The 20178-nt window shown below is 71.9% G+C and carries 13 protein-coding genes; 2 read left to right on the forward strand and 11 right to left on the reverse strand.

The genetic code is table 11. The features are described 5' to 3' along the window. Positions 1 to 127: 127 nt before the first annotated feature. From ccrA to ACFY9V_RS11450, 3 genes are all read right to left on the reverse strand, one after another. Entirely contained in the window at positions 128 to 1468 is a 1341-nt protein-coding gene (ccrA, locus tag ACFY9V_RS11440) for a crotonyl-CoA carboxylase/reductase (protein WP_391160920.1), read from the reverse strand. A gap of 28 nt (positions 1469 to 1496) precedes the next feature. Then, complete coding sequence (locus tag ACFY9V_RS11445; protein WP_391160922.1) at positions 1497 to 4310, reverse strand: AAA family ATPase; 2814 nt, start codon at positions 4308 to 4310, stop codon at positions 1497 to 1499. Between the two features lie 252 nt (positions 4311 to 4562). Continuing rightward, complete coding sequence (locus tag ACFY9V_RS11450; protein ID WP_391160924.1) at positions 4563 to 5372, reverse strand: alpha/beta fold hydrolase; 810 nt, start codon at positions 5370 to 5372, stop codon at positions 4563 to 4565. A 255-nt stretch (positions 5373 to 5627) separates the two neighbouring features. Here ACFY9V_RS11450 and ACFY9V_RS11455 point away from each other — a divergent pair, with 255 nt between their 5' ends. After that, the gene (locus ACFY9V_RS11455; protein WP_355332747.1) at positions 5628 to 7259 is read left to right on the forward strand and encodes an FAD-dependent monooxygenase; all 1632 of its coding nucleotides are present in this window, start codon (positions 5628 to 5630) and stop codon (positions 7257 to 7259) included. Positions 7260 to 7425: 166 nt separating this feature from the next. Next, positions 7426 to 7647: a hypothetical protein gene (locus ACFY9V_RS11460; protein ID WP_355332750.1), complete on the forward strand. Its 222-nt coding sequence runs from the start codon at positions 7426 to 7428 to the stop codon at positions 7645 to 7647. Positions 7648 to 7670: 23 nt separating this feature from the next. Here ACFY9V_RS11460 and ACFY9V_RS11465 read toward each other — a convergent pair whose 3' ends face one another. From ACFY9V_RS11465 to ACFY9V_RS11500, 8 genes are all read right to left on the reverse strand, one after another. Further along, complete coding sequence (locus ACFY9V_RS11465; protein ID WP_391160926.1) at positions 7671 to 9953, reverse strand: FAD-dependent oxidoreductase; 2283 nt, start codon at positions 9951 to 9953, stop codon at positions 7671 to 7673. 138 nt (positions 9954 to 10091) lie between these two features. Then, the gene (locus ACFY9V_RS11470; protein ID WP_391160927.1) at positions 10092 to 11783 is read right to left on the reverse strand and encodes a right-handed parallel beta-helix repeat-containing protein; all 1692 of its coding nucleotides are present in this window, start codon (positions 11781 to 11783) and stop codon (positions 10092 to 10094) included. A gap of 317 nt (positions 11784 to 12100) precedes the next feature. After that, on the reverse strand, positions 12101 to 14284 hold the full coding sequence (locus ACFY9V_RS11475) for a glycoside hydrolase family 3 N-terminal domain-containing protein (RefSeq protein ID WP_391161380.1): 2184 nt from the start codon (positions 14282 to 14284) through the stop codon (positions 12101 to 12103). A 17-nt stretch (positions 14285 to 14301) separates the two neighbouring features. Further along, on the reverse strand, positions 14302 to 15903 hold the full coding sequence (locus ACFY9V_RS11480; protein ID WP_391160929.1) for an FAD-dependent oxidoreductase: 1602 nt from the start codon (positions 15901 to 15903) through the stop codon (positions 14302 to 14304). A 143-nt stretch (positions 15904 to 16046) separates the two neighbouring features. Further along, entirely contained in the window at positions 16047 to 17087 is a 1041-nt protein-coding gene (locus ACFY9V_RS11485; protein WP_355332764.1) for a LacI family DNA-binding transcriptional regulator, read from the reverse strand. Continuing rightward, positions 17087 to 18220, reverse strand: coding sequence for an ABC transporter ATP-binding protein (locus ACFY9V_RS11490; protein WP_355332767.1), 1134 nt, complete (start codon positions 18218 to 18220; stop codon positions 17087 to 17089). The genes ACFY9V_RS11485 and ACFY9V_RS11490 overlap by 1 nt, the downstream gene beginning before the upstream one ends. Continuing rightward, the gene (locus ACFY9V_RS11495; RefSeq protein WP_391160932.1) at positions 18217 to 19275 is read right to left on the reverse strand and encodes an oligopeptide/dipeptide ABC transporter ATP-binding protein; all 1059 of its coding nucleotides are present in this window, start codon (positions 19273 to 19275) and stop codon (positions 18217 to 18219) included. The genes ACFY9V_RS11490 and ACFY9V_RS11495 overlap by 4 nt, the downstream gene beginning before the upstream one ends. Beyond that, the gene (locus tag ACFY9V_RS11500) at positions 19275 to 20174 is read right to left on the reverse strand and encodes an ABC transporter permease (RefSeq protein WP_355332771.1); all 900 of its coding nucleotides are present in this window, start codon (positions 20172 to 20174) and stop codon (positions 19275 to 19277) included. Before ACFY9V_RS11500 ends, ACFY9V_RS11495 begins: the two co-directional genes overlap by 1 nt. Between the last annotated feature and the right edge of the window lie 4 nt (positions 20175 to 20178).

The raw sequence follows: 20178 nt of genomic DNA on the forward strand, positions 1-20178 counted from the left end.
GGGGGGGGTGGCCGCCCGCCCCCCCCCCCCCCCCCTCCCGCGGTGTCTCGGGCCCGGGCCCCCCCCCGGGGGGGGGGGCCCCCCGGGGGGGGCCCCCCCCGGGGGGGGGGCCCCCCCGCCGCCGTTGTCAGCCCACCGGGGTACGGAACCGGTTGATCTCCGGCAGATGCCGCTCACGCGTCTCGGGGTCGGTCACGCCGAGCCCCTCCTGGGGCGCCAGGCACAGCACGCCCACCTTCCCGCTGTGCTCGTTGCGGTGGACGGCGCGGGTCGCCTCCCCGGTGGCCTCCAGCGGGTAGACCGCGGACAGCGTCGGGTGCACCATCGCCTTGGTGATGAGGCGGTTGGCCTCCCACGCCTCGCGGTAGTTGGCGAAGTGCGAGCCGACGATCCGCTTCAGCGACATCCACAGGTACCGGTTGTCGTACTCGTGCCGGAATCCGGAGGTGGACGCGCACGTGACGACGGTGCCGCCGCGGCGGGTGACGAAGACACTGGCGCCGAAGGTCTCCCGGCCGGGGTGCTCCAGCACGATGTCCGGGTCCTCGCCGCCGGTCAACTCCCGTATCCGGCCGCCGAACCGCTTCCACTCGCGCGGGTCGGGCGTCTGCGGGTCCTTCCAGAACCGGTAGCCCTCCGCGGCCCGGTCGATGACCAGCTCCGCGCCCATGGCCCGCACCAGCTCGGCCTTGCGCGGGTCGGAGACCACGCACACCGGCACCGCCCCGCCGTTCAGGGCCAGTTGGGTGGCGTACGAGCCGAGGCCGCCGCCCGCGCCCCAGATCAGGACCACGTCGCCCTGCTTGAGCGAGGCGCCGTTGCGCGAGACGAGCTGGCGGTAGGCAGTGGAGTTGACCAGCCCGGACGACGCGGCCTCCTCCCACGTCAGGTGCGCGGGTTTGGGCATCAACTGGTTGGACTTGACGAGCGTCAGCTCCGCGAGGCCGCCGAAGTTCGTCTCGAAGCCCCAGATCCGCTGCTCGGGGTCGAGCATCGTGTCGTCGTGCCCGTCGGCGGACTCCAGCTCCACGCTCAGGCAGTGCGCGACCACCCGGTCACCCGGCTTCCAGTTGCGCACGCCGGGCCCCGTGCGCAGGACCACCCCGGCGACGTCGGAGCCGAGGACGTGGTACGGCTGCGCGTGGCGCGCCGCCTCGGGGCTGCTGCGCGCGTACCGGTCGAGGAAGGTGAACGTGGGCAGCGGTTCGAAGATCGCGCTCCAGACCGTGTTGTAGTTGATCGCGCTGGCCATCACGGCGATCAGCACCTCACCGGGGCCGGGTTCCGGGGTGGCGACGTCGATGGTGTGCAGGGACTTGGCGGGGTCCTTCTCGCGGGTCTCCAGCCCCTCGAACATGTCGGTCTCCTCGCGGAGCACGGCCGCGCCGCGGTAGCTCTCCGGCACCGGGAGCGCGAGGAAGTCCTCGGCCCCGGCCTCCGCGCGCACGGCGTCGATGATCTGCTGCATGAGCGGTCCTCCCGTTGTGACCCGGCGGTCAGGCGATCTCGTTGGTCGGCATGTGCACTTCCAGCGGGAGTTGGTGCCGCCTGGTGATGTTGAGCTTGCGGTAGACCCGGGTCAGGTGCTGCTCGACGGTGCTGATCGTCACGAACAGCTTCGCCGAGATCTCCCGGTTGGTGTATCCGCAGGCGGCCAGGGCCGCGACCCGCTTCTCGGAATCGCTGAGCTTCGCCTCGGCCTCCGCGCCCAGCGCGTCGGCGGCGACCGGTTCGGCGAGCGCGGCGGCGGCCGGGGCGAGATCCTGGGCCCGTTCCCGCTCGCCCTCACGCAGCCGCTGCCCGGACTCCGCGCACAGCGGTTCCGCGCCGCACTCGCGGGCCAGGTGCAGGGCCCGGCGGGTGACGGCGATCGACCGTGTGGTCTCTCCCAGTTCGCGGTACGTCTCGCCCAGCACGCCCACGGTGCGGGCCAGTTCGAGCCGGTCGCCCGACCGGTGCAGGTCCTCGACCGCCCGGGCCAGCAGCGACGGCCGGAGCTTGAGGTCGACGCTCTGCGCGCGCAGCCGCAGCGTGACGCCGCGCACCCGCGGGTGCACCGCGTCCGGCATCCGCAGCTGGTCCACGATCAACCGCTCGGCGCGGTCGGGCTGTTCGAGACGGCACAGCGCCTGCGCGGCGTCGGTGCGCCAGGGCAGCAGCACCGGTCGGTCGACGCCCCAGCGGACGGCGAAGCGGCCCGCGGTCTTGAAGTCGGTGAGCGCGGCCTCGGGTTGGCCGGTGGCCAGGTAGAAGTGGCCGCGTGCCCGCAGGTATCCGAGACCGTAGACGCTCTTGAGCAGGGCGTCGGGAATCGGCTGGTTGAGCCGCCGGGCCGCGGCCGTGTAGTCGCCCGCGGCCGTGTGCGTGAGGATCAGCACGGCCAGCGGACCGCCGACGAAGAAGCTCCCGTTGTGGGCGGAGACGCTGTTCAGCGACTCCTGCGCGTACTGCGCGGCGGCCTCCAGCCGTCCTCCGCGCAGCGCGATGTCGGCCCTCAGGCCGGCGAACACCGCCCGCCAGCCCGGCGCCCGCCGCCGGTCGGCCTCCTCCTGGAATCTGCGACAGGCGTCGTCGGCGGCTTCCAGCCGGTCGCCGAAGTACAGCGACACCACGGCGTTGACGATCGGCGTCAGCGTCACGTCCATCAGCGGGGACACCCGCAGAAAGCGTTCGGCCGAGGTCTCCACGCCGGTGTCGGGCGACAGGACCGGGCAGCGCAGCGACCCGTCGGGGGACGGATGCGCCACCGCGTCCGCGGATATCGGGTGGTCCTGCACCCCGGGGTCGCCGCCCTCGCCGCACCACTGCCCGGCCAGGGGCGTCAGTTGACCGAGCGCCGCCTGCGCCGCGCCCCACTGGCCGGACGACGCCCTCGCCTTGAGGCCGCCGAGGATGGCGCGGGCCTCCTCGAAGCGGCCGTGGCTGATCAGCAGGTCGGCGAGACCGGCGGCGGTGTGGGCGGGCAGCCGGGTGGTGGCCGCGGAGGCGACCAGTTCCGGCAGGTGCCTGGCCTCGGCCGCGGCGGGGTTGATCCGCCAGAGCACGGCGGCCAGCCGCAGCCTGATGTCCGTACGCACCCGCTCGTCGTCGCACCCGGCGCAGGCCAGCTCCAGGTAGTCGATGGCGAGCGGGGCGTCGTCCTCGTGCAGCGCGGCCTCCGCGGCCTCCCGCAGTACGGCCGCTCCCCAGGAGCCGGGCACCTCGCCCCCCGCGAGCAGGTGCGCGGCCACCGCCGAGGGGCGGGCGCCCTGGTCCCTGAGCAGACCGGCGACCTCGCGGTGCAACCGGCCGCTCTCGGCCGCGTCCAGGCTGTCGCGGACCACGGACAGCGCCACCGGGTCGCGGAAGCGCGGGCCGTCCACGATGCCCGCGGACTCCAGTGCCTGCAACGCCTCGTCGACGCTCCAGGAGGTGGCCTCGGAGACGCGCCCGACGGACTCGGTGTCGGCCGCCTCGCCCAGCACCGCGACGGCGGCGGCCACCTCCCAGGTGTCCTCGCCTCCGCGGCGCAGGCAGGTCAGCAGCGCCTGTCCGAACAGCTCCCCGGCGAGCGGCGGGGCGATGCCCGGCGGCCAGTGGGCCACCGCGCGGTGGCAGTCCTCGAGACACGCGCGCAGCAGCAGCGGATTGCCGCCGGTCAGCCGGTACAGCTCCGCGGCGTTGACCGCTCCGGCGGGCAGATCGGTATACGCGGCCAGGATCTGGGCCACGCCGTCCTGGTCCAGGGGCAGCAGCCGCAGCCGGTGCACCTCGGGCTGACGCAGCAGCTCGACGGCGAACTGCGGGTCCCGCGGTCCGCCGTGCAGCGGCTGGGTGAGCACCATCAGGACACGTCCGCGCCGGGTCAGCCGGGCGAGCTGGAGCAGACACCGCAGCGACTCGGCGTCGACGTGCTGGAGGTCGTCGACGGCGATGACCACCGGTGCCTGCTCGGCCATGTCCTTCACGGCCGCGGCGAGTTGCCGGGCGAACCGGCCGGTTCCCTGGTCGGTGGCCCCGTCGGGCGGTACCGGTGGCGCGGTCGACGGCGGCACGCCGTCCATCAGTTGGGAGACGGCGCCCAGGGGGGTGCCGGCCTCGGCGGGCGACCCCGCCGCGCACAGCAGGGTGACCCCGGACCTGGTCGCCTCGTCGATGACCCATTCCAGGGTCTGGCTCTTGCCGCAGGCGATCGCGCCCTCGACCAGAACCGTTCTCCCGCTGCCGGACATGACATCCCGCAAGGAATTGCTCAAAAACTCTAACTGCGCTTCACGCTGAATAAATTCCACGACAGTGAACAGCCCCCGTTCAAACCGTTCAATTCGCATTACCCAAAAGACACCGGGAACGCAACAAAGCGCCTGCGGGTGTGAACCCCGTGGCACAGATGATCCTCATCTATCCCAAACAGCCAACTCCCACCGTATCCGAAAGCCGATTCGACTCTATCGCGGCTTTCCGAAGATCGGGCAACCCCGGCGCGTTAAGGAAGCGGAAGAAGTCGGCCATCTCCGACTCGGCCGCATCCGGGCCGGCCACGGCCGGCCCGGTCACCGCCAACCCGGTCACCGCCGGATCGGTCACACCGGCACGCCGAGCCGGTCGCGTAACCCGGCGATCACCGCCGGCCCCTCGGCCACCAGGTAGAAGTGGCCGCCGGGGAAGACCTCGATGTCGAACGGGCCCGTGGTGTGCCCCGCCCACGCCTCCGCTTCCGCGATCTCCACCTGCGGGTCGCGGTCGCCGACGAACGCGGTGACCGGGCATTCCAGCGGCGGTGCCGGGCGCGGCGCGTAGGTCTCGATGGCCCGGTAGTCACCGCGGACCGCGGGCATGATCATGCGCACGATCTCGTCGTCGGCGAGCAGATCGGCGTGGGTACCGGCGAGTCGGCGCAGTTCGGCGACGATGCCGGCGTCGTCCCGCCGGTGGACCGGATCGGGCAGCGGACGGTGGGCGGAGGGCGCGCGGCGCCCGGAGACGAAGAGCCGGGTCGGCTCCACCCCATGGTTCCGTTTCAGCCGCAGGGCCACTTCGTAGGCGACGACCGCGCCCATACTGTGGCCGAAGAACGCGGTCCTCCGGTCGACCATGGGGGCCAGCGCCTCGGCGGCCAGGTCGGCCAGGTCGTGCAGGTCCTGGACCGGTTGCTCGGTCCTGCGTTCCTGCCGTCCCGGATACTGCACCCCGATGACTTCGACATCCGGTTGCAGCGCGCTGGAAACGGGGAGGTAAAAACTTGCCGAGCCTCCGGCGTGCGGAAAACAGACGAGTCTGCGGGGTTCACTTCCGGGCGGAGCTGGGTGATAGCGGCTGAACCATGCCTCGCGGTTCACACACATCTCCAATTCGTACAAATCCGCCCAACGTGCCCAAGGAGTGCCATGCATGCGGTTTCGAAACTAGTTCGGCTCCGCACTCGCCAGTAACCCCTAATCCGGCGAGCGCCACCCCTATGAACGGAAAATGGCGAGGCAGGGGTGGCCGAAACCGGCAATCCGCGAGGACCGCTCGACCGGCTGCCCGACCGGCGGCGGTGGCGCGCCGGGCCCCGGCCGAATTTGCCGCGGGGGCGGAGGGCGGGACGGGGTAGGCGAGGGCCAGGCCGTGTCGGCAGGACACGCATGAGGTCTCGCGGAGGATCGATGGAAGCGAACACCGTTGACGGCGGCGCGAGTTGCCAGGTTCTGGTGGTCGGTGCGGGGCCCACCGGGCTGTTGGTCGCCGAGGAGCTGGTCCGGCGCGGTGTGCGGGTCCGGCTGATCGAGCGGTCCACCGAGGAGAACACGCAGAGCAGGGCGTTGGTGGTGGGAGCCCGCACCCTGGAGGTGCTCGACGACCTCGGGATCGCCGAGGAGGCGGTCGACCGCGGCCGGATCCTGCGCCGTATCGACGTCCATCCCGGCCCGGACGACGTCATCCCGCTCGAACTGGACGGCATCCGCTCGCCGTTCCCCTTCGCGCTCTCCCTCCCGCAGCCGGAGGTGGCGGATTTACTGGAGACGGCCGCGCGGCGGCAGGGCGCGGTCGCCGAGCGCGGCACCGAACTGACCACGTGCCGTCAGGACGCGGACGGCGTCACCGCGACCCTGCGGATGCCCGACGGCGCGGAGCGCACGGTTCGCGCCGACTGGCTGATCGCCTGCGACGGGGCGCACAGCACCGTACGGCGGACGGCCGGGATCGCCGGCGACCACCGGGATCTGCACCGCGCCTTCCTGCTCGCCGATGTCGCGGCCGACTGGGACCTTCCCCAGGACCGGCTGCATCCCTGGCTGGGCGGCCACGGCATCCTCGTCCTGCTTCCGCTCCCCAAGCCCGGCCACTGGCGTGTCATCGCCGATGTCCCGTCCGGCTCCGACGCGCCGGAACCGGACGAGGACATGCTCAACCGGCTGCTCGCCGAGCGCACCCCGCTCTGCGGCGCCGACGGCGGCAGCGCGATCTCCCGTGTGGACTGGCTGAGCGGTTTCGAGGTGCGCGAGTCGCTGGCCGAGCACTACCGGCAGGGGCGGATCCTGCTGGCGGGGGACGCGGCGCACACCCACAGCCCGGTCGGCGGACAGGGCATGAACGTCGGCCTCCAGGACGCGCACAATCTGGCCTGGAAGCTCGCGCTGGTCGTGCAGGGGCGGGCGGGCGCGGGGCTGCTGGACTCCTATGAGCAGGAGCGCCGTCCGGTGGCGGACCGGGTGCTGCACGCCACGACCCGCGCCACGAAGGTGGCCACGACGCACGCCCCGGTCGCCCGTACGCTGCGAGCGCAGGCACTGCGGCTGATCAGCAGGACCCCTCCCGTACGGCATCGGCTGGCCCTCGGCGTCACCGAGCTCTTCGTCGACTACGAGCACAGCCCGCAGGTCGACCGCGCCCGCAGGTCCGGCGCGGGCGGCCCCGGCCCCGGCGACCTCTCCCCCGACGCGTTCGTCCACGACGGCACGGGCTTCACCACGCTGCGGCACCGGCTGCGCGGCAGCGAACACGCCCTGCTGGTGTTCCTCGGGTACGAGGACGACGAGCGGCGGATCGCGGAGGTGACGCGGGCGGGCCGCGAGGCGCTCGGGGACTTCGGCACCGTCGTCGCGGTGAGCCGGACCCGCGGGAAGGGCGACCCCGACCGGTCGCTGCTCGGCGACCGGCACGGCGCCTGCCACCAGGCGTTCGCGGCCACCGGCCCCGGCCTGTGCCTGCTCCGGCCCGACCGCTTCATCTCCCACCGCTCCCAGGGCTGGGACATGTCCGGAGTACGGGACCGGCTGGCCGCGCTCGCGCGCTGACCGGGAGCGACGGCGCCTCCGCCGTCCGGGGCCGCGCGGCCCCGGACGGCGGGCGGGCGAGTCCCGCGCACGCCGAGGAGACGCCCTTGTGACGATCCCCACTCGAACACCCGTTTCCCCGGTCCTCCTCCGGGCACGCGCATACGTGACCCAAGAGGTGACTTCGTTGGACATATTCGATGACGAGACCGGCTCGCCGCCCACCGGCGCACTGCCGATCGCGGACTACAAACATCTGCCCAAGCTCACGATCGAGGGGATCGTCCCCTCACTCCAGCGCGAAGAACTGGAAACGGTGCTGCGCTACGAGAACAGCCACCGCAACCGCACGCCGCTGATCCGCCTGCTGATGTCCCAGCTCCGCGTCCTGCGGCACCGCGCGCGGTAGGACGTCTCCTCCCCGCGGTGGCGTCACGACGGTGCCGCGTAGCAGCGGACGGCGAAGAGCGCGGCGGGGGCGGCGCCGTGCGTGGACACCACCTCGACGGACAGCTCGTCCGTTTCGAGGGGGGTGTCGAAGGTGAGGACGTTGTGGGTCTGGTGGTTGTCGGCGCGTTCTGCGACCACGCGGTCCCCGGCGCGGACGACGTAATCGCGTACGCAGAACGGCACCGCGCGCTCCTGGTGGTCCCACAGGACGGACTCCATGGCGTGGTCGGCGTCGGTGTCGAAGGTCAGGTGGAGCCGGCCGATGCGTCGGGGTTCCGGCCAGCGCAGGCGGACGGTGGGACGGCGGTCCTCGTACGCGGCGGCCCACGCGTTGGGCCGCGCCGTGGGCCGGTCGTGGCCGTTGCGGACGCCCTCCACGCTCCACGCCCTGAGCGGAGGGTCGATCGTCAGGGCGAAGTTGTGTCCGCCGGGGCGCCGTTCGGGGGTCCAGAACTCCACGCGCGGCTTGCCGACGGCGTCGTCCGCCTCCTGGGTGCCTGTGTGCCGGACCGAGAGCAGGCCGGTGACGCGCCGGGTGGTGGTCCGCACCGACACGTCGTCGTTGCGGATCAGCGTCAGGAAGACGTACCGCGGCCGGTCGACCGTCGCTTCGACGTCGACCTCGATCCGCTGCCCGGCGCCGGCGTCGAGACTGAACTCCCGCGCGGCCAGCACCACATCGGGGGTGTAGTCCTCCGGCCGGTTGCCGGTACGGAGCTCCACCCGCAAGGTGGTGGGCGCGGCCACGTCGACGGTCAGCGTCATCCTCGGCAGCTTTCCCGCGTCCAGCGGCAGCAGTTGGGCGCGCGAGTGGTCGAGCGGCGCCGCGGGACCGTCGCCGGGGAGCGACCCCACGGTCAGCTCGCTCGACGCGGTGAGCGCGGCCTGCCCGGCGAGGTCGTCCGGATCGTCGAGCCTCAGGTCGGGGATGTGCTGCCCGGCACGCAGGAGTTCACGCTGAAGGGCGGGCATCCGGTCGGGTTTCGTCAGCTCCGCCGGGAGTACGCCGTCACGCGCGCACACGGCGGCGGCCATCCCGGCGGCCTGTCCGATCTGGGCGCAGGTGGCCATCACCCTGGTCGAGGCGAACGCGACGTGCGAGACGCTGATGATCCGGCCCGCCAGCAGCAGATTGCTCACGTCACGGCTGACCAGGCAGCGGTAGGGCACCTGGTAGACCCCGCGCGCGTGCAGGTGGTTGCTCCCGGCGTGCTCGCTGAACACGCCGTCGGCCGGGTGCAGGTCGAGGGACCATCCGCCGGAGGCGACGGCGTCGGCGTGGGGGCGCTGGTCGACGATGTCCTGCTGGCGGAGCATGTACAGGCCCTCGAACCGGCGGCTCTCCCGCTTGCCGGGAATCAGCCCGGCCCACTCCAGCGTCAGGTTCTTCGCCTCGGGGAAGTCACCGGAGTTCTTCAGGTGGTTCCAGACGCCGTAGACCACCTTCCAGAGCTCCCACTTGATTTCCTCCGTGTCGTGCACGGTGTCGAGACGGCCGCCGTACTCGATCCACCACAGCCGGCAGCCCTGGACCGTGGTGTCGAAGCTGCGCCAGCGGGGGATCTCGGTGATGTCGTCGAGCGCGTAGCCGGGCGGCACGAAGGTCACCGGCCGTCCGACGTCCTTGCTGTAGAAGTAGATCGACTGGCCGAGCAGGCCGCCGTACGACTCCTCGGGCGCGAAGAGTTCGCCGAATTCCTCGGTGGACTCCGCACCCATCCGGTAGGCGGCGCCGGCCAGGTAGCCGAGGACGCCGTCACCCGACGCGTCGCAGAACACCGGGGCCGTCAGCTCGTAGCGCGTGGAGTTCTGGGCGCAGAAGGCGCTCACCGAGGCGATCCGGTCGCCGTCCTTGGACACCGCCGTCGCCGCCGTGTTCAGCAGGAGAGTGATGCCCGGCTCGGCGACCGCCTTCTCCAGGAGCACGGTGTCGAACAGCACGGCGTTGCCCTCGGGGTTGCGGAACATGTTCTCCACGAGGATCTCGTCGAGCACGCCGCCCTCGCGCGACCAGCGGTTGTTGTTGAACATGTGCGCGGTGGCGCCCAGCACCCAGAGCCGTATCTCGCTGGAGGCGTTGCCGCCCAGCACGGGCCGGTCCTGGACCAGGACGACCCGCGCCCCGGCCCGCGCGGCGGTCACGGCCGCACACGTACCGGCCATTCCGCCGCCGACGATCACCAGGTCGGCGCTGAGCCGCTCGGTGCGGAAGTCCCGGCTGTCGCGGGCGGGTTCGGTGGTGAGGAGAGTGCGCGGTGCGGTCATGCCGTTTCAGCGCTCCTTCGGAATCTGCTGGTTGAGGTGGCGTCAGTTCGGGCCGTGCGATGGTCACTTCGCCGCGCCGGGGCGGCCCGCCGCTCATCGCGTGCGACGGGCCGCCCCGGCAGGTGCGGGGGCAGGGTGCTAACCGGCGTCGGCGCCGATGTTGGGGGCGCCGGGGATCGCGTTCTGGTAGTAGTCCACGCCCCCGTTGCCGGAGACGGCGACTCCCGAACCCGCGGCCGGGGAACCGGAGTCGAGCGTGTACGCCTGCGGGCACGGCTGCGGTCCCGCGCCGGAGGACGGCGTCCAGGCGCAGGTGCCGCCGGTGCCGGGCGAGGTGAACAGCGGGTCGCCGAAGACCGGTCCGGTCTCCACTCCCGCGGCCTGCCACGCGGCGAAGGTGCTGTAGGTGGTGCCGCCCCAGCGCCAGGCCGGGGAGCTGGCCGCGTAGTACAGGTTGTGCGACAGGGTCATGCCGGTCTGGCCGTAGGCGTTGTAGTAGAACTGGCCGGGGTGACCGTACTGGTCCCTGTTGCCCATGTCGCAGATGTTGTCCGCGATCAGTGAGCCGCCGGCCCAGGTGCCCGCGCTGTAGCCGAAGTTGAAGCAGGCGCTGGCCGTGGACTTGGTGCTCTGGGCGACGTTGGTGAAGAAGGTGTTCCCGTAGACCGACAGCGCGTTCTTCGGCACGTTGGGCACGACGGTCATCAGGCCGCCCTGGATCTTGGCCCAGTCGTCGTTCTCGGAGATGTTGTAGCGGTAGGTGTTGGGACCCCACACCTTGGAGTCGACGGTCGAGGTGTAGGCGAGCAGGCCGCTGCCGGCGTTGTGGTGGGTGTAGTTGTACTCGACCACCGAGTTCGTCGTGCCGCCGTCGAGGTCGATGCCGTCCCAGTCGCACCCGGCCGTGAACGCCGGGTACGGCTGCACGTTGTAGACCTCGTTGTACCTGATGGTGACGTTGTTCGAGGTGTACGTCTCGATGCCGCTCGCGCCGCCGCAGGAGGTCACGTTCGCGCCCACGTCGTGGATCACGTTGTGCTGGATCACCGCGCCGTCCCAGCCGTTGCCGGTGATGCCCGCACCCGTATCCTTCGCGGGCATGCCGAGGTTGTAGACCGTGTTGCCCTCGACCGTGACGTCGGTGATGTTCTCCCCGGAGCCCCAGCCGTAGATGCCGGGGCCGTCCGGTGAGGTCACGCTCGCGCCGTGCAGCTTGTTGTGACGGATCTGGACGTCGTTCAGGGGCCCGCTGTGCCCGTTGACCGCGTAGCCGAGGATCATGATCTCCCCGCCGAACGAGCTGCTGCTTCCGGCGGGTGTGGAGAATCCGGAGATGTCGGAGCCGGACACCGCCAGCCCCTGGGTGGCGGCCGTGCCGTTCTGGTTCTCCAGCAGGACGCCGGCCGCGGTCGTGGAGCCGTTGACCACTTTCAGTCCGGTCAACTGGAAGCCGCTGACGTTGTCGGCCGTCACGGCCGCCGAGTAGTCGCCGGTGCAGTTCGAGGAGAGGGTGGCCTGCCCGGTGCCGTAGGAGTTCACCACGAACGGCGTGGACGCGGACGACGAGGGCACGTTGACGGAGTTGAAGACCAGGCAGCCGGTGAAGGTCTGCCCGCCTTCGAAGGAGACGGAGCTTCCCTGGGGGAAGGTGGAGCCGTTGACCTTCGCGACGGTCTTCCACGCCTGGGCGGGTGACAGTCCGGTGTTGCTGTCGCTGCCGCTCGGCGAGACGTAGTACGTCGCCGTCGCGGCGTGTGCCGCGACCGTTGTGGCGGGCAGACAGCCGAGGACGACAGGTACGATCGCGAGTGTGAGCGCCTTTGCTCTCATGGTTCTCCCTCACTGCGTGCGTATGTCGACGCACAGGCACGCAGCCGATGAATCGTGGTGGGGGCATGCCTCGGCCAACCGCGTCCGGCGTGTACCGGCGCGGTGCCGGGCAGTCCGTGTGCGCTTCCGGGCCGCGACGTTCACGGCGTCGCGGATCCCGGATCCGGCTCCACGGGACCTCGTGCGCGCTCCTTTCCGTGGGTCGAGGTGATGTGCCCGCGCGGGCGGTACGCCTCTGCGCGGAGGCTCTGGTCAGGTATCCCGATGGTCAGGCGGGCCGGAAGGCCAGGTATCGGGATGGTCGGGTATCGCTTTGGTCAGGTGATCCGGAAGGTCCGGCGCGCTTGGGTGCGCGAGCTGTTGCCAGTGTGGACGTGGATCTCGCCCGGCTCCACGGTGAAGACCCCGGCCGGGTCGTTCGTCCAGAAGCCGACGTCGTCGGCGCCGAGGGTGAAGCGGACCGTCCGCTCCTCCCCTGCGGCCAGCCGGACCCGGTCGAAGCCCCGCAGGCGGCGGACCGGCTGGGCGATGGCGGCCACGGGGTCCTGGACGTAGAGCTGGACGACCTCCTCCCCTTCGCGCTCGCCGGTGTTGCGGACGCGGACGGTGACCTCGACCGTCTCGCCCGCCAGGAGTTCGCGCACCGTGATCCGCTCGTGGCTGAGCGTCGGCTCGTCGAGGGCGAAGTCGGTGTAGCTCAGGCCGTGGCCGAAGGGGAATCGCGGGCCGTCCTGGACGTCGAGGTACTTCGAGACGTACTTCTCCTCCGGCACGGCCGGGTCGTACGGGCGGCCGGTGCGCTCGTGGTTGTAGTACAGCGGGACCTGGCCCACCGTCCGCGGAAAGGTCACGGGGAGCTTGCCGCCCGGGACGACGGCTCCGGTGAGCACGTCGGCGACGGCCGGGCCCGCCTCGATACCGGGGTGCCAGGCCATGACGACCGCCTGCACCTGGTCCGCCCAGTCCCCGATCGTCAACGGCCGCCCGCCCACGAGCACCACCACGCACGGCGTGCCCGTCGCGGCGACCGCCCTGATCAACTCCTCCTGGCGGCCGGGAAGTCCCAGGTCGCTGCGGACCGCCGCCTCCCCGCTGATCTCGGAGGGCTCACCCACCACCAGGACGACGGCGTCGGCGGCCGCGGCCGTCGCGACGGCCTCCGGAAGGCCGGAGACGTCGGAGCCGTCCGCGGGGACGCCCGGGGCGTGGGTGACAACCGCGTCCGGCAGGGCTTCGCGCAGGCTCCGCAGGACCGGGACGGCCTCGGGCGCTCCGGGCAGCGCCCACGTGCCCAGCAGATCGCCGCTGTCCGCGAACGGGCCGAGGACGGCGAGCGTCCCGATGGCGGTCCCGTCCAGCGGCAGCGCTCCGCCGTCGTTCTTCAGCAGCACCACGCAGCGGCCCGCCACCTCGCGGGCGGCGGCCCGTGCGGCGGCACTCGGGGCGGTGATCTCGGCGGACTCCTCGACGTACGGCCGCTCGAACAGACCGAGCCGCAGCTTCAGCCGCAGGACGCGGGCCACGGCGTCGTCCAGCCGCTCCTGGCTCAACTCGCCGCGCTCCAGCAGGGCCGGGCCGTGGTCGACGAAGGTGGTGGACACCATCTCCAGGTCCACACCCGCCGACAGCGCCAGCCGCCCGGCGTCGGCCTCGTCGGCCGCGCTGCCGTGCGCGATCAGCTCCTGGACCCCCGTCCAGTCGCTGACCACGACCCCGTCGAACCCCCAGCCGTCCTTCAGAACGCCGGTCAGCGTACGGGGGTCGGCGTGCGCGGGAACGCCGCTGACGGTGTTGAAGGCGGCCATGACGGTGGCCGCTCCCGCCGCGACGGCGGCCTCGAACGGCGGCAGGTAGAGGTTGCGCAGCCGCTGCTCGGAGACGTCCACGGTGTTGTAGTCGCGCCCGCCCTCGGCGCCGCCGTACGCCGCGAAGTGCTTGGCGCAGGCGGCCACCCGGTCCGGCGCGGACAGGTCGTCCCCCTGGTACCCGTGCACCTTGGCCACCGCGTAGCGCGCGCCCAGATACGGGTCCTCGCCGGGGCTCTCGGCGATCCTGCCCCACCGGGGCTCGTGGGTGACGTCCACCATCGGCGAGAACGTCCAGTGGACGCCGTTGGACCGGGCCTCGGCCGCCGAGACCTCGCCGTCGGTCCGCGTCACAGCCGGGTCGAAGGCCGCCGCCTGGGCCAGCGGAATGGGGAACGTGGTGTGGAATCCGTGGATCACGTCCAGGCCGAAGACCAGCGGAATGCCGAGCCGGGACTCCTCCACCGCGATGCGCTGAACGGCGTTGCTGTTCGCGGCGCCGACCACGTTGAGCACCGAGCCGAGCAGGCCCTTGCGCGCCGCGGCCTCGACCGCGCCGGTACCGCCCCCGCCGGGACCGGTGTTCCAGGCCCAGGCGAGCTGCTGCAACTGTCCGAACTTCTCCTCGACGGTCATCCGGCCGAGCAGCCCGGCGATACGGGTCTCGTGGTCGTCGGCGCGCGCCGGGATCGGCATCGTGGGCTCTCCCTGGTTCATCGGTCCTCCGTCCGGGTCCTGACCGCCTCGGGCCAGGCCAGCGAAATGCCGAGGGTACGGCTCAGCAGCCTTTGGTAGTCGGCCAGTTGCGCCTGGTCGGACCGGACCTTGCGCGGCGGCAGCGCCCGGTCCAGGCAGAATCCGGCCAGAGCGCCGACGGCCTCGCCGATGGCCCACTCCACGGGGTGCAGGCGGTAGCAGCCGTTGGTGATGTGGGTGGTGCCGATGTTCTTGTTGGCGGGCAGCAGATTGTCGACCCGGACCGGGATCAGCGCGCCCAGCGGGATCTGGAACGGGTAGGAGTCGATGTCGATGTAGGTCCGGCCGGTGGTGGAGGGGTGCAGGTCGATGCGGTAGCTGCCGAGGCCGACGCTGTCGTGGAAGACCTCGCTGCCCGCGCCCTCGGGCCGCGCCTGGACTCCGACATGCTGTTCGAGGACGGTGAACTCCGCCTTGATACGGCGGGATTCGCGGATGTACGGCGTCTTGGCCAGGCCGTCCGCGGTGCCGGTGACATCGGGGCGCGGGCGCAGGCCGGGGTAGCCGGCGCCGCCGTCGGGGCGCGGGGCCTCGGTCTGGAGCCAGTGCAGGAAGGACAGCGACAGGTCGCGGCTGGCGGCGAGGGCCGCCTGCCGGGCCTCGGCGCTCACACCGAGCAGCGGGGCCTCCCAGTAGTCGATCTGGGGCCAGTTGACGACGGTGAGGTCCGAGGCGAAGGCTCCGGGCGCGAACTGCTCGCGGGCCAGGACGCGCCGGAACTGCCACAGGTCGAAGTGCTCCCCCGCGCTCTGGTCGGCGCCCATCAGCGTCCAGGTGCGCTCTTCGAGGGTGATCGGAACGACGTCGGTGAGGGAGAGCTGCGGTCCCGGCCAGAAGGGCGCGGTGGTGGTGAGCCAGTGGTCGTAGGTGTCCGGCCGATCGATGACGTGGTCCTCGCCCGGCCGGTGTTCCAGGGCGAAGCACCAGGACACGGCCTGCTGGTCGAGGGGGTCGGCGGTGTCGGGCGCGTGGGGCTCGCCGGTCTCGTCGCGGCCCTCGGCGCCGATGACGTGTTCCACACCCGCCAGTTCCAGCAGGTCGCCGAGTTCGGTGGCGTCCGCGACGTAGGAGGCGTGGACGGTGATCCGGCGGTCGTCGTGCCGTCCGGCCAGCGTGACCGCCTCGACGCGGTCGCCCTCGGTGTGCGCGGCGACGGGCTCGTACCCGGTCAGCACGGTGATCGCGCCGGAGGCCCGCCAGGGGGCCAGCATCTCCTCGATGACGGCCGCGCCCACCCGCGGTTCGTGACACATCCGGCTGACGATGCCGAGACCCGGATCGAGTCGGGGGTCCCGCGCCGCCCCGGGCGTGAGCGGGTAGTTGCGGCGGTAGTAGTCGCGCACGCGTCTGCGCAGGTCGGCGTAGCCGGGTGGGCAGGCGGGGCCTTCGATCCAGGGGTGCTCGTCGGGTGGCACGGCCTGGGCGGTGAGCTGCCCGCCGAGCCAGTCGGTGGGCTCGGTGAGCACCACCGTACGGCCGAGCCGCGCCGCCGTGAGCGCGGCCGCGACGCCGCCCAGCCCACCGCCGACCACGAGGATCTCTGTTCGTATCTCTGCCATGTGCCCAAGAACTCCTTGTCACCGGTCTCTGCCGGTCGGAACGGTCGGTTCCGGCTCGGTGGTCGTGCCGGGTGTCTTCAGGGCAGCCGTGATCGACGGACGCCGCCCGCTGTCGTGAGATGCGTGCTGTGCGGCCGCTCCTGTCAGCTCACCGCCGCGATGGTGGCGCCGGGGACCAGCGGGCACGGCACGAGGACGCTCTCGGCCCGCTTGCCGGGGTCGTCGAGCATCGCGTGCAGCTGGTCCACGGCGATCCGGCCGATCTCCTTGCGGGGGATCTCCAGCGAGGCCCACTGACCGGCGAGGTCCGCGGAAGCCCCTTCCAGTACGGCGACCGAGACGTCCTCGGGGATCTTGCGGCCCCGGCTCGCGAGGCCGTCACGCAGCGATTCCGCGAGCCGTACGCTCTCCACCACGATGGCGGTCGCGCCGCCGTCCGCCACCTCGTCCAGCCACGCCTGGTCGAGGTCGGCCGCGCCGAGGTGGCCGGGGGAGGTGTCCGTCAGTCCGAGCCGCGCGATGGCCTCGGCGTAGCCGGTGCGGCGGTCGGCGTACGGTTCCAGTTCCAGCCAGTCGCGCACGTAGCCGAACCGCCGGTGGCCGTGGTCCGCGAGGCGCTCGACGATCTGTCCGCTGGCCGACCGGTAGTCGGGGATGATCTGCGGGATCTCCGCGCCGGGCACCTCGCGGCGGCCGATGTGCACGAAGGTGTACCCCTCGTACCAGAGCCGGGCCAGCTCGCCGCGGTCGGTCGCCACACCGAGCAGGATGCTGCCGTCGGCCAGATTCAGCCGGTTCGTGCCGCCCCGGTAGATCTTGCGCTCGCCGTCGCCGCCGGCCCCGGTGGAGGTGAACAGCACCAGGTCGAAGCCGGTCTCCTCCGCGCGTTCCTCGATGCCGAGCAGGAACTCGAAGTAGAAGTCCTCGCGCGCGTGCGGGAAGACCCGCTCGAAGGTGTGCACGCCCAGCAGGTTGTTGCGCTGATTGCGCATCGCCCGGGCGGCGGGGTTGGCGACGTAGCCCAACTCCTTCACGGCGTCGAAGACCCGCCGCCGGGTCTCCTCCGAGATCCGCGCGGTCGCCGCGTCACCGCTGATCACCCGGGACACCGCCGACTGGGACACTCCGGCGAGCCGTGCCACGTCCGCCTGGTTGGGCGCCCTGCCGCGTCGTTGTCCTGTCATCACGCCCCCTGGAGTGCTTCCCGCCGGGCGGTGGTCGCCGCGGCGTGTGTCGTGTCGGCCATCACCCCGGCCCGGCCCTTGGCGTGCAGCCAGCACTTCGCCCAGTGGCCGTCGCCGAGGTCGGTGACCGGTGGGGCCTGCTCGGCGCACTCCTTCATCGCGAACGGGCAGCGGGGGTGGAAGCGGCAGCCCGCGGGCGGGTCGATCAGGCTGGGCGGCTCACCCAGTTCGTCGGCGCCCGCGAAGAACGCCTCGCGGTCGCCGACACCGCGCTCGGGGTCGGGCGAGGACTCGATGAGCAGCTTGGTGTACGGGTGCTGCGGGGACGCGATGACGTCCTCCTTCGGTCCCGACTCCACCATCTGGCCTGCGTACATCACGGCGATCTCGTCGCACAGGTAGCGGGCGCTGGCGATGTCGTGCGTGATGTACAGCAGCGCCAGGCCGTCCTCGGCGCGCAGCCGCTGGAGCAGATTGAGCATCTCCAGCCGGATGGAGACGTCGAGCATGGAGATCGGCTCGTCCCCGAGCAGCACTTTGGGTTCCACGGCGAGCGCGCGGGCGATGACGACGCGCTGGCGCTGGCCCCCGGACAGCTCGTGCGGGAACTTCGCGGCGAATTCGGCGGCCGGGGTGAGGCTGACCTTCTCCAGCAGCAGCGTCATCCGCTGCTCGCGTTCGGCCGCGGACAGGTGCGGGTGGTGCAGCCGCAGCGCCCGGTCGAGGTTGTAGCGGACCCGGTGCATCGGGTTCAGGGAGCCGAAGGGGTCCTGGAAGATCATCTGGACCTCGGAGTGGTAGGCGCGCCGCCCCCGCCTGCTGCGGCTCACCGGCTCGCCGCGCAGCAGGATCTCGCCCCGCGTCGGTTCGTGGAAGCGGGCCAGCATCCGTGCGAGCGTGGTCTTCCCGCTGCCGCTCTCCCCCACCAGCGCCAGGATCTGACCGGGCTTCAGCCGGACCGTGGCGTCCTCGACCGCGCGGACGACGGAGGTACGGCCGAGCGCGCCGCGGGCGGTGAAGTGCTTGGAGACGTCGAGGGCCTCCAGTACATACGGCGGCGCTTCGTGCGCCGCGTCGGGCGTGCGGGCCTCTTCGTCCGGAGCGGACACGGCCTCGGTCATGTGCTTGCTCATCGGGTCTCGCCTCCGTTGTCGCCGTCGGTCTCGTTGAGCAGGCACGCCGCTTCGTGTCCCGGCCCGGGGCCCACCGGCAGCAGCAGCGGCAGCCGCTCGTCGCACCCGTCCGTCCGCCGCGCGCAGCGCGGGTGGAACGGGCAGCCCGACGGCAGTCGGCGCAGGTCGGAGGGTGTGCCGGGGATGCCGTGCAGATCGCGCAGCGGGGCGTGCAGCGGCGGGAAGGAGTCGCGCAGCCCCTGGGTGTAGGGGTGCTTGGGCGCCCCGTAGATGGCCGCGGCCTCGCCCACCTCGACGATGCGGCCCGCGTACATCACGGCGATACGGTCGGCCAGCTCCAGCAGCAGCGACAGGTCGTGGGTGACGAAGACGACGGCGAAGCCCAATTCCTTGCGCAGGCGCAGCACTTGGGCGAGGATCTGCCGCTGCATGACCACGTCGACGGCGGTCGTGGGCTCGTCCATCACCACCAGTTCCGGCCCGCAGGCCAGGGCCAGGGCGATGGCGGCGCGCTGACGCATTCCGCCGGACAACTGGTGCGGGTAGTCGCGGATCCGGTCCTCGGAGATGCCGACCAGGCCGAGCAGTTCGGCCGCCCGCGCCCAGGCGGCCCGCTTGTTCAGCGCGCGGTCGTGGGCGCGCAGGACGTCGGCGAACTGGGCGCCGATGCGCATCACCGGGTTCAGCGCGTCCATCGCGGACTGGAGCACGATGGACAGGGCCGTCCACCGGTAGCGGCGCATCCGCTTGCCGTCGAGCGCGGCGAGGTCGACCGGCGGCGCGCCGTCCCTGCCGTGGAAGAGGATCTCGCCCGCGGTGGTGACGGCCGGCGGGCGCTGGAGCCGGGTCAGGGCGGTGATCAGCGTGGATTTCCCCGAGCCGGACTCTCCGGCGACGCCGAGGATCTCCCCTCGGCGCAGGGTGAAGGAGATGTCGGAGCAGGCGCGCACCGGATCGGCTCCGGTGGCGTATTCGACGGTCAGGCCGCGGACTTCGAGGACGGTCTGTCCCGCGGGGATCAGCGGCCGGTGCTTCGGCTCTGTGTGGACGGTCATCAGGCCGCGCCTCCCGTCCGCGCCAGTTGCCTGGTGCGCCGGGCGGACACCGGGCGGGCGACGCGCAGTTTGGGGTTGGCCAGTTCGTCGATGCCGAAGTTGACCAGCGCCGCCGCGGTGCCGATCAGGGCGATGCACAGGCCGGGCGGCACGAACCACCACCACAGGCCGCGCAGGACCGCGCTCTGCTGCTGCGCTCCCTGGATCATCGTCCCCCAACTGATCGACGAGGAGTCGGAGATGCCGAGGAAGGCCAGTCCCGCCTCGGCCATGACGGCGCCGATCATCGCGTGCAGGAACATCGACGCGATGAGGCCGGTCAGGTGCGGCAGCACTTCGGCGAAGACCAGTCGGCGACCGCGCTCGCCGAGCATCCGCATGGCGCGTACGAAGTCGCGGTTGGCGATGCTCATGGCCTGGGCGCGCAGGGTGCGCGCGCCGCCCGACCAGCCGAAGAAGCCGATGATCAGGGCGATCGTGGTGAGCCCTGTGCCCTGGAGGTAACCGGCCACGATCATGATGAGCGGCAGCGTCGGCATGACGAGGAAGAGATTCGTCAGGAAGTTCAGGGCGCCGTCGATCTTGCCGCCGTAGAACCCGGCCGGTACGCCGACCAGGATCGCGATCGCCGTGCCGACCACCGCGCCGAGCACGCCGACGTACATCGAGCCGCGGGCACCGGCCACGACCTGGGCGAGCATGTCCTGCCCGTACTGGTTGGTGCCCAGCGGATGTCCGCCGCCGGGCGACCGGGAGATGGCGGTGGTGTCGTTGGCGCGCGGGTCCAGGCCGAGCAGGCTGTGCGTCAGCCAGGGGCCGAACACGGCGAGCAGGAGGAAGAGGACGAGGATGCCCAGGCCGATGCGGACTTTCCAGCCGCGGAGGAAGAGGGTACGCACGGCC

The organism is Streptomyces sp. NPDC008317 (assembly GCF_042955955.1).
Lineage (GTDB): Bacteria > Actinomycetota > Actinomycetes > Streptomycetales > Streptomycetaceae > Actinacidiphila.

Excerpts from the sequence above, each read along its gene's own strand:
- ccrA (WP_391160920.1), bottom strand. The coding sequence starts at position 1,468 with ATGCAGCAGATCATCGACGCCGTGCGCGCGGAGGCCGGGGCCGAGGAC.
- ACFY9V_RS11445 (WP_391160922.1), bottom strand. The coding sequence starts at position 4,310 with ATGCGAATTGAACGGTTTGAACGGGGGCTGTTCACTGTCGTGGAATTT.
- ACFY9V_RS11450 (WP_391160924.1), bottom strand. The coding sequence starts at position 5,372 with ATGCATGGCACTCCTTGGGCACGTTGGGCGGATTTGTACGAATTGGAG.
- ACFY9V_RS11455 (WP_355332747.1), top strand. The coding sequence starts at position 5,628 with ATGGAAGCGAACACCGTTGACGGCGGCGCGAGTTGCCAGGTTCTGGTG.
- ACFY9V_RS11465 (WP_391160926.1), bottom strand. The coding sequence starts at position 9,953 with ATGACCGCACCGCGCACTCTCCTCACCACCGAACCCGCCCGCGACAGC.
- ACFY9V_RS11470 (WP_391160927.1), bottom strand. The coding sequence starts at position 11,783 with ATGAGAGCAAAGGCGCTCACACTCGCGATCGTACCTGTCGTCCTCGGC.
- ACFY9V_RS11475 (WP_391161380.1), bottom strand. The coding sequence starts at position 14,284 with ATGCCGATCCCGGCGCGCGCCGACGACCACGAGACCCGTATCGCCGGG.
- ACFY9V_RS11480 (WP_391160929.1), bottom strand. The coding sequence starts at position 15,903 with ATGGCAGAGATACGAACAGAGATCCTCGTGGTCGGCGGTGGGCTGGGC.
- ACFY9V_RS11485 (WP_355332764.1), bottom strand. The coding sequence starts at position 17,087 with ATGACAGGACAACGACGCGGCAGGGCGCCCAACCAGGCGGACGTGGCA.
- ACFY9V_RS11490 (WP_355332767.1), bottom strand. The coding sequence starts at position 18,220 with ATGAGCAAGCACATGACCGAGGCCGTGTCCGCTCCGGACGAAGAGGCC.
- ACFY9V_RS11495 (WP_391160932.1), bottom strand. The coding sequence starts at position 19,275 with ATGACCGTCCACACAGAGCCGAAGCACCGGCCGCTGATCCCCGCGGGA.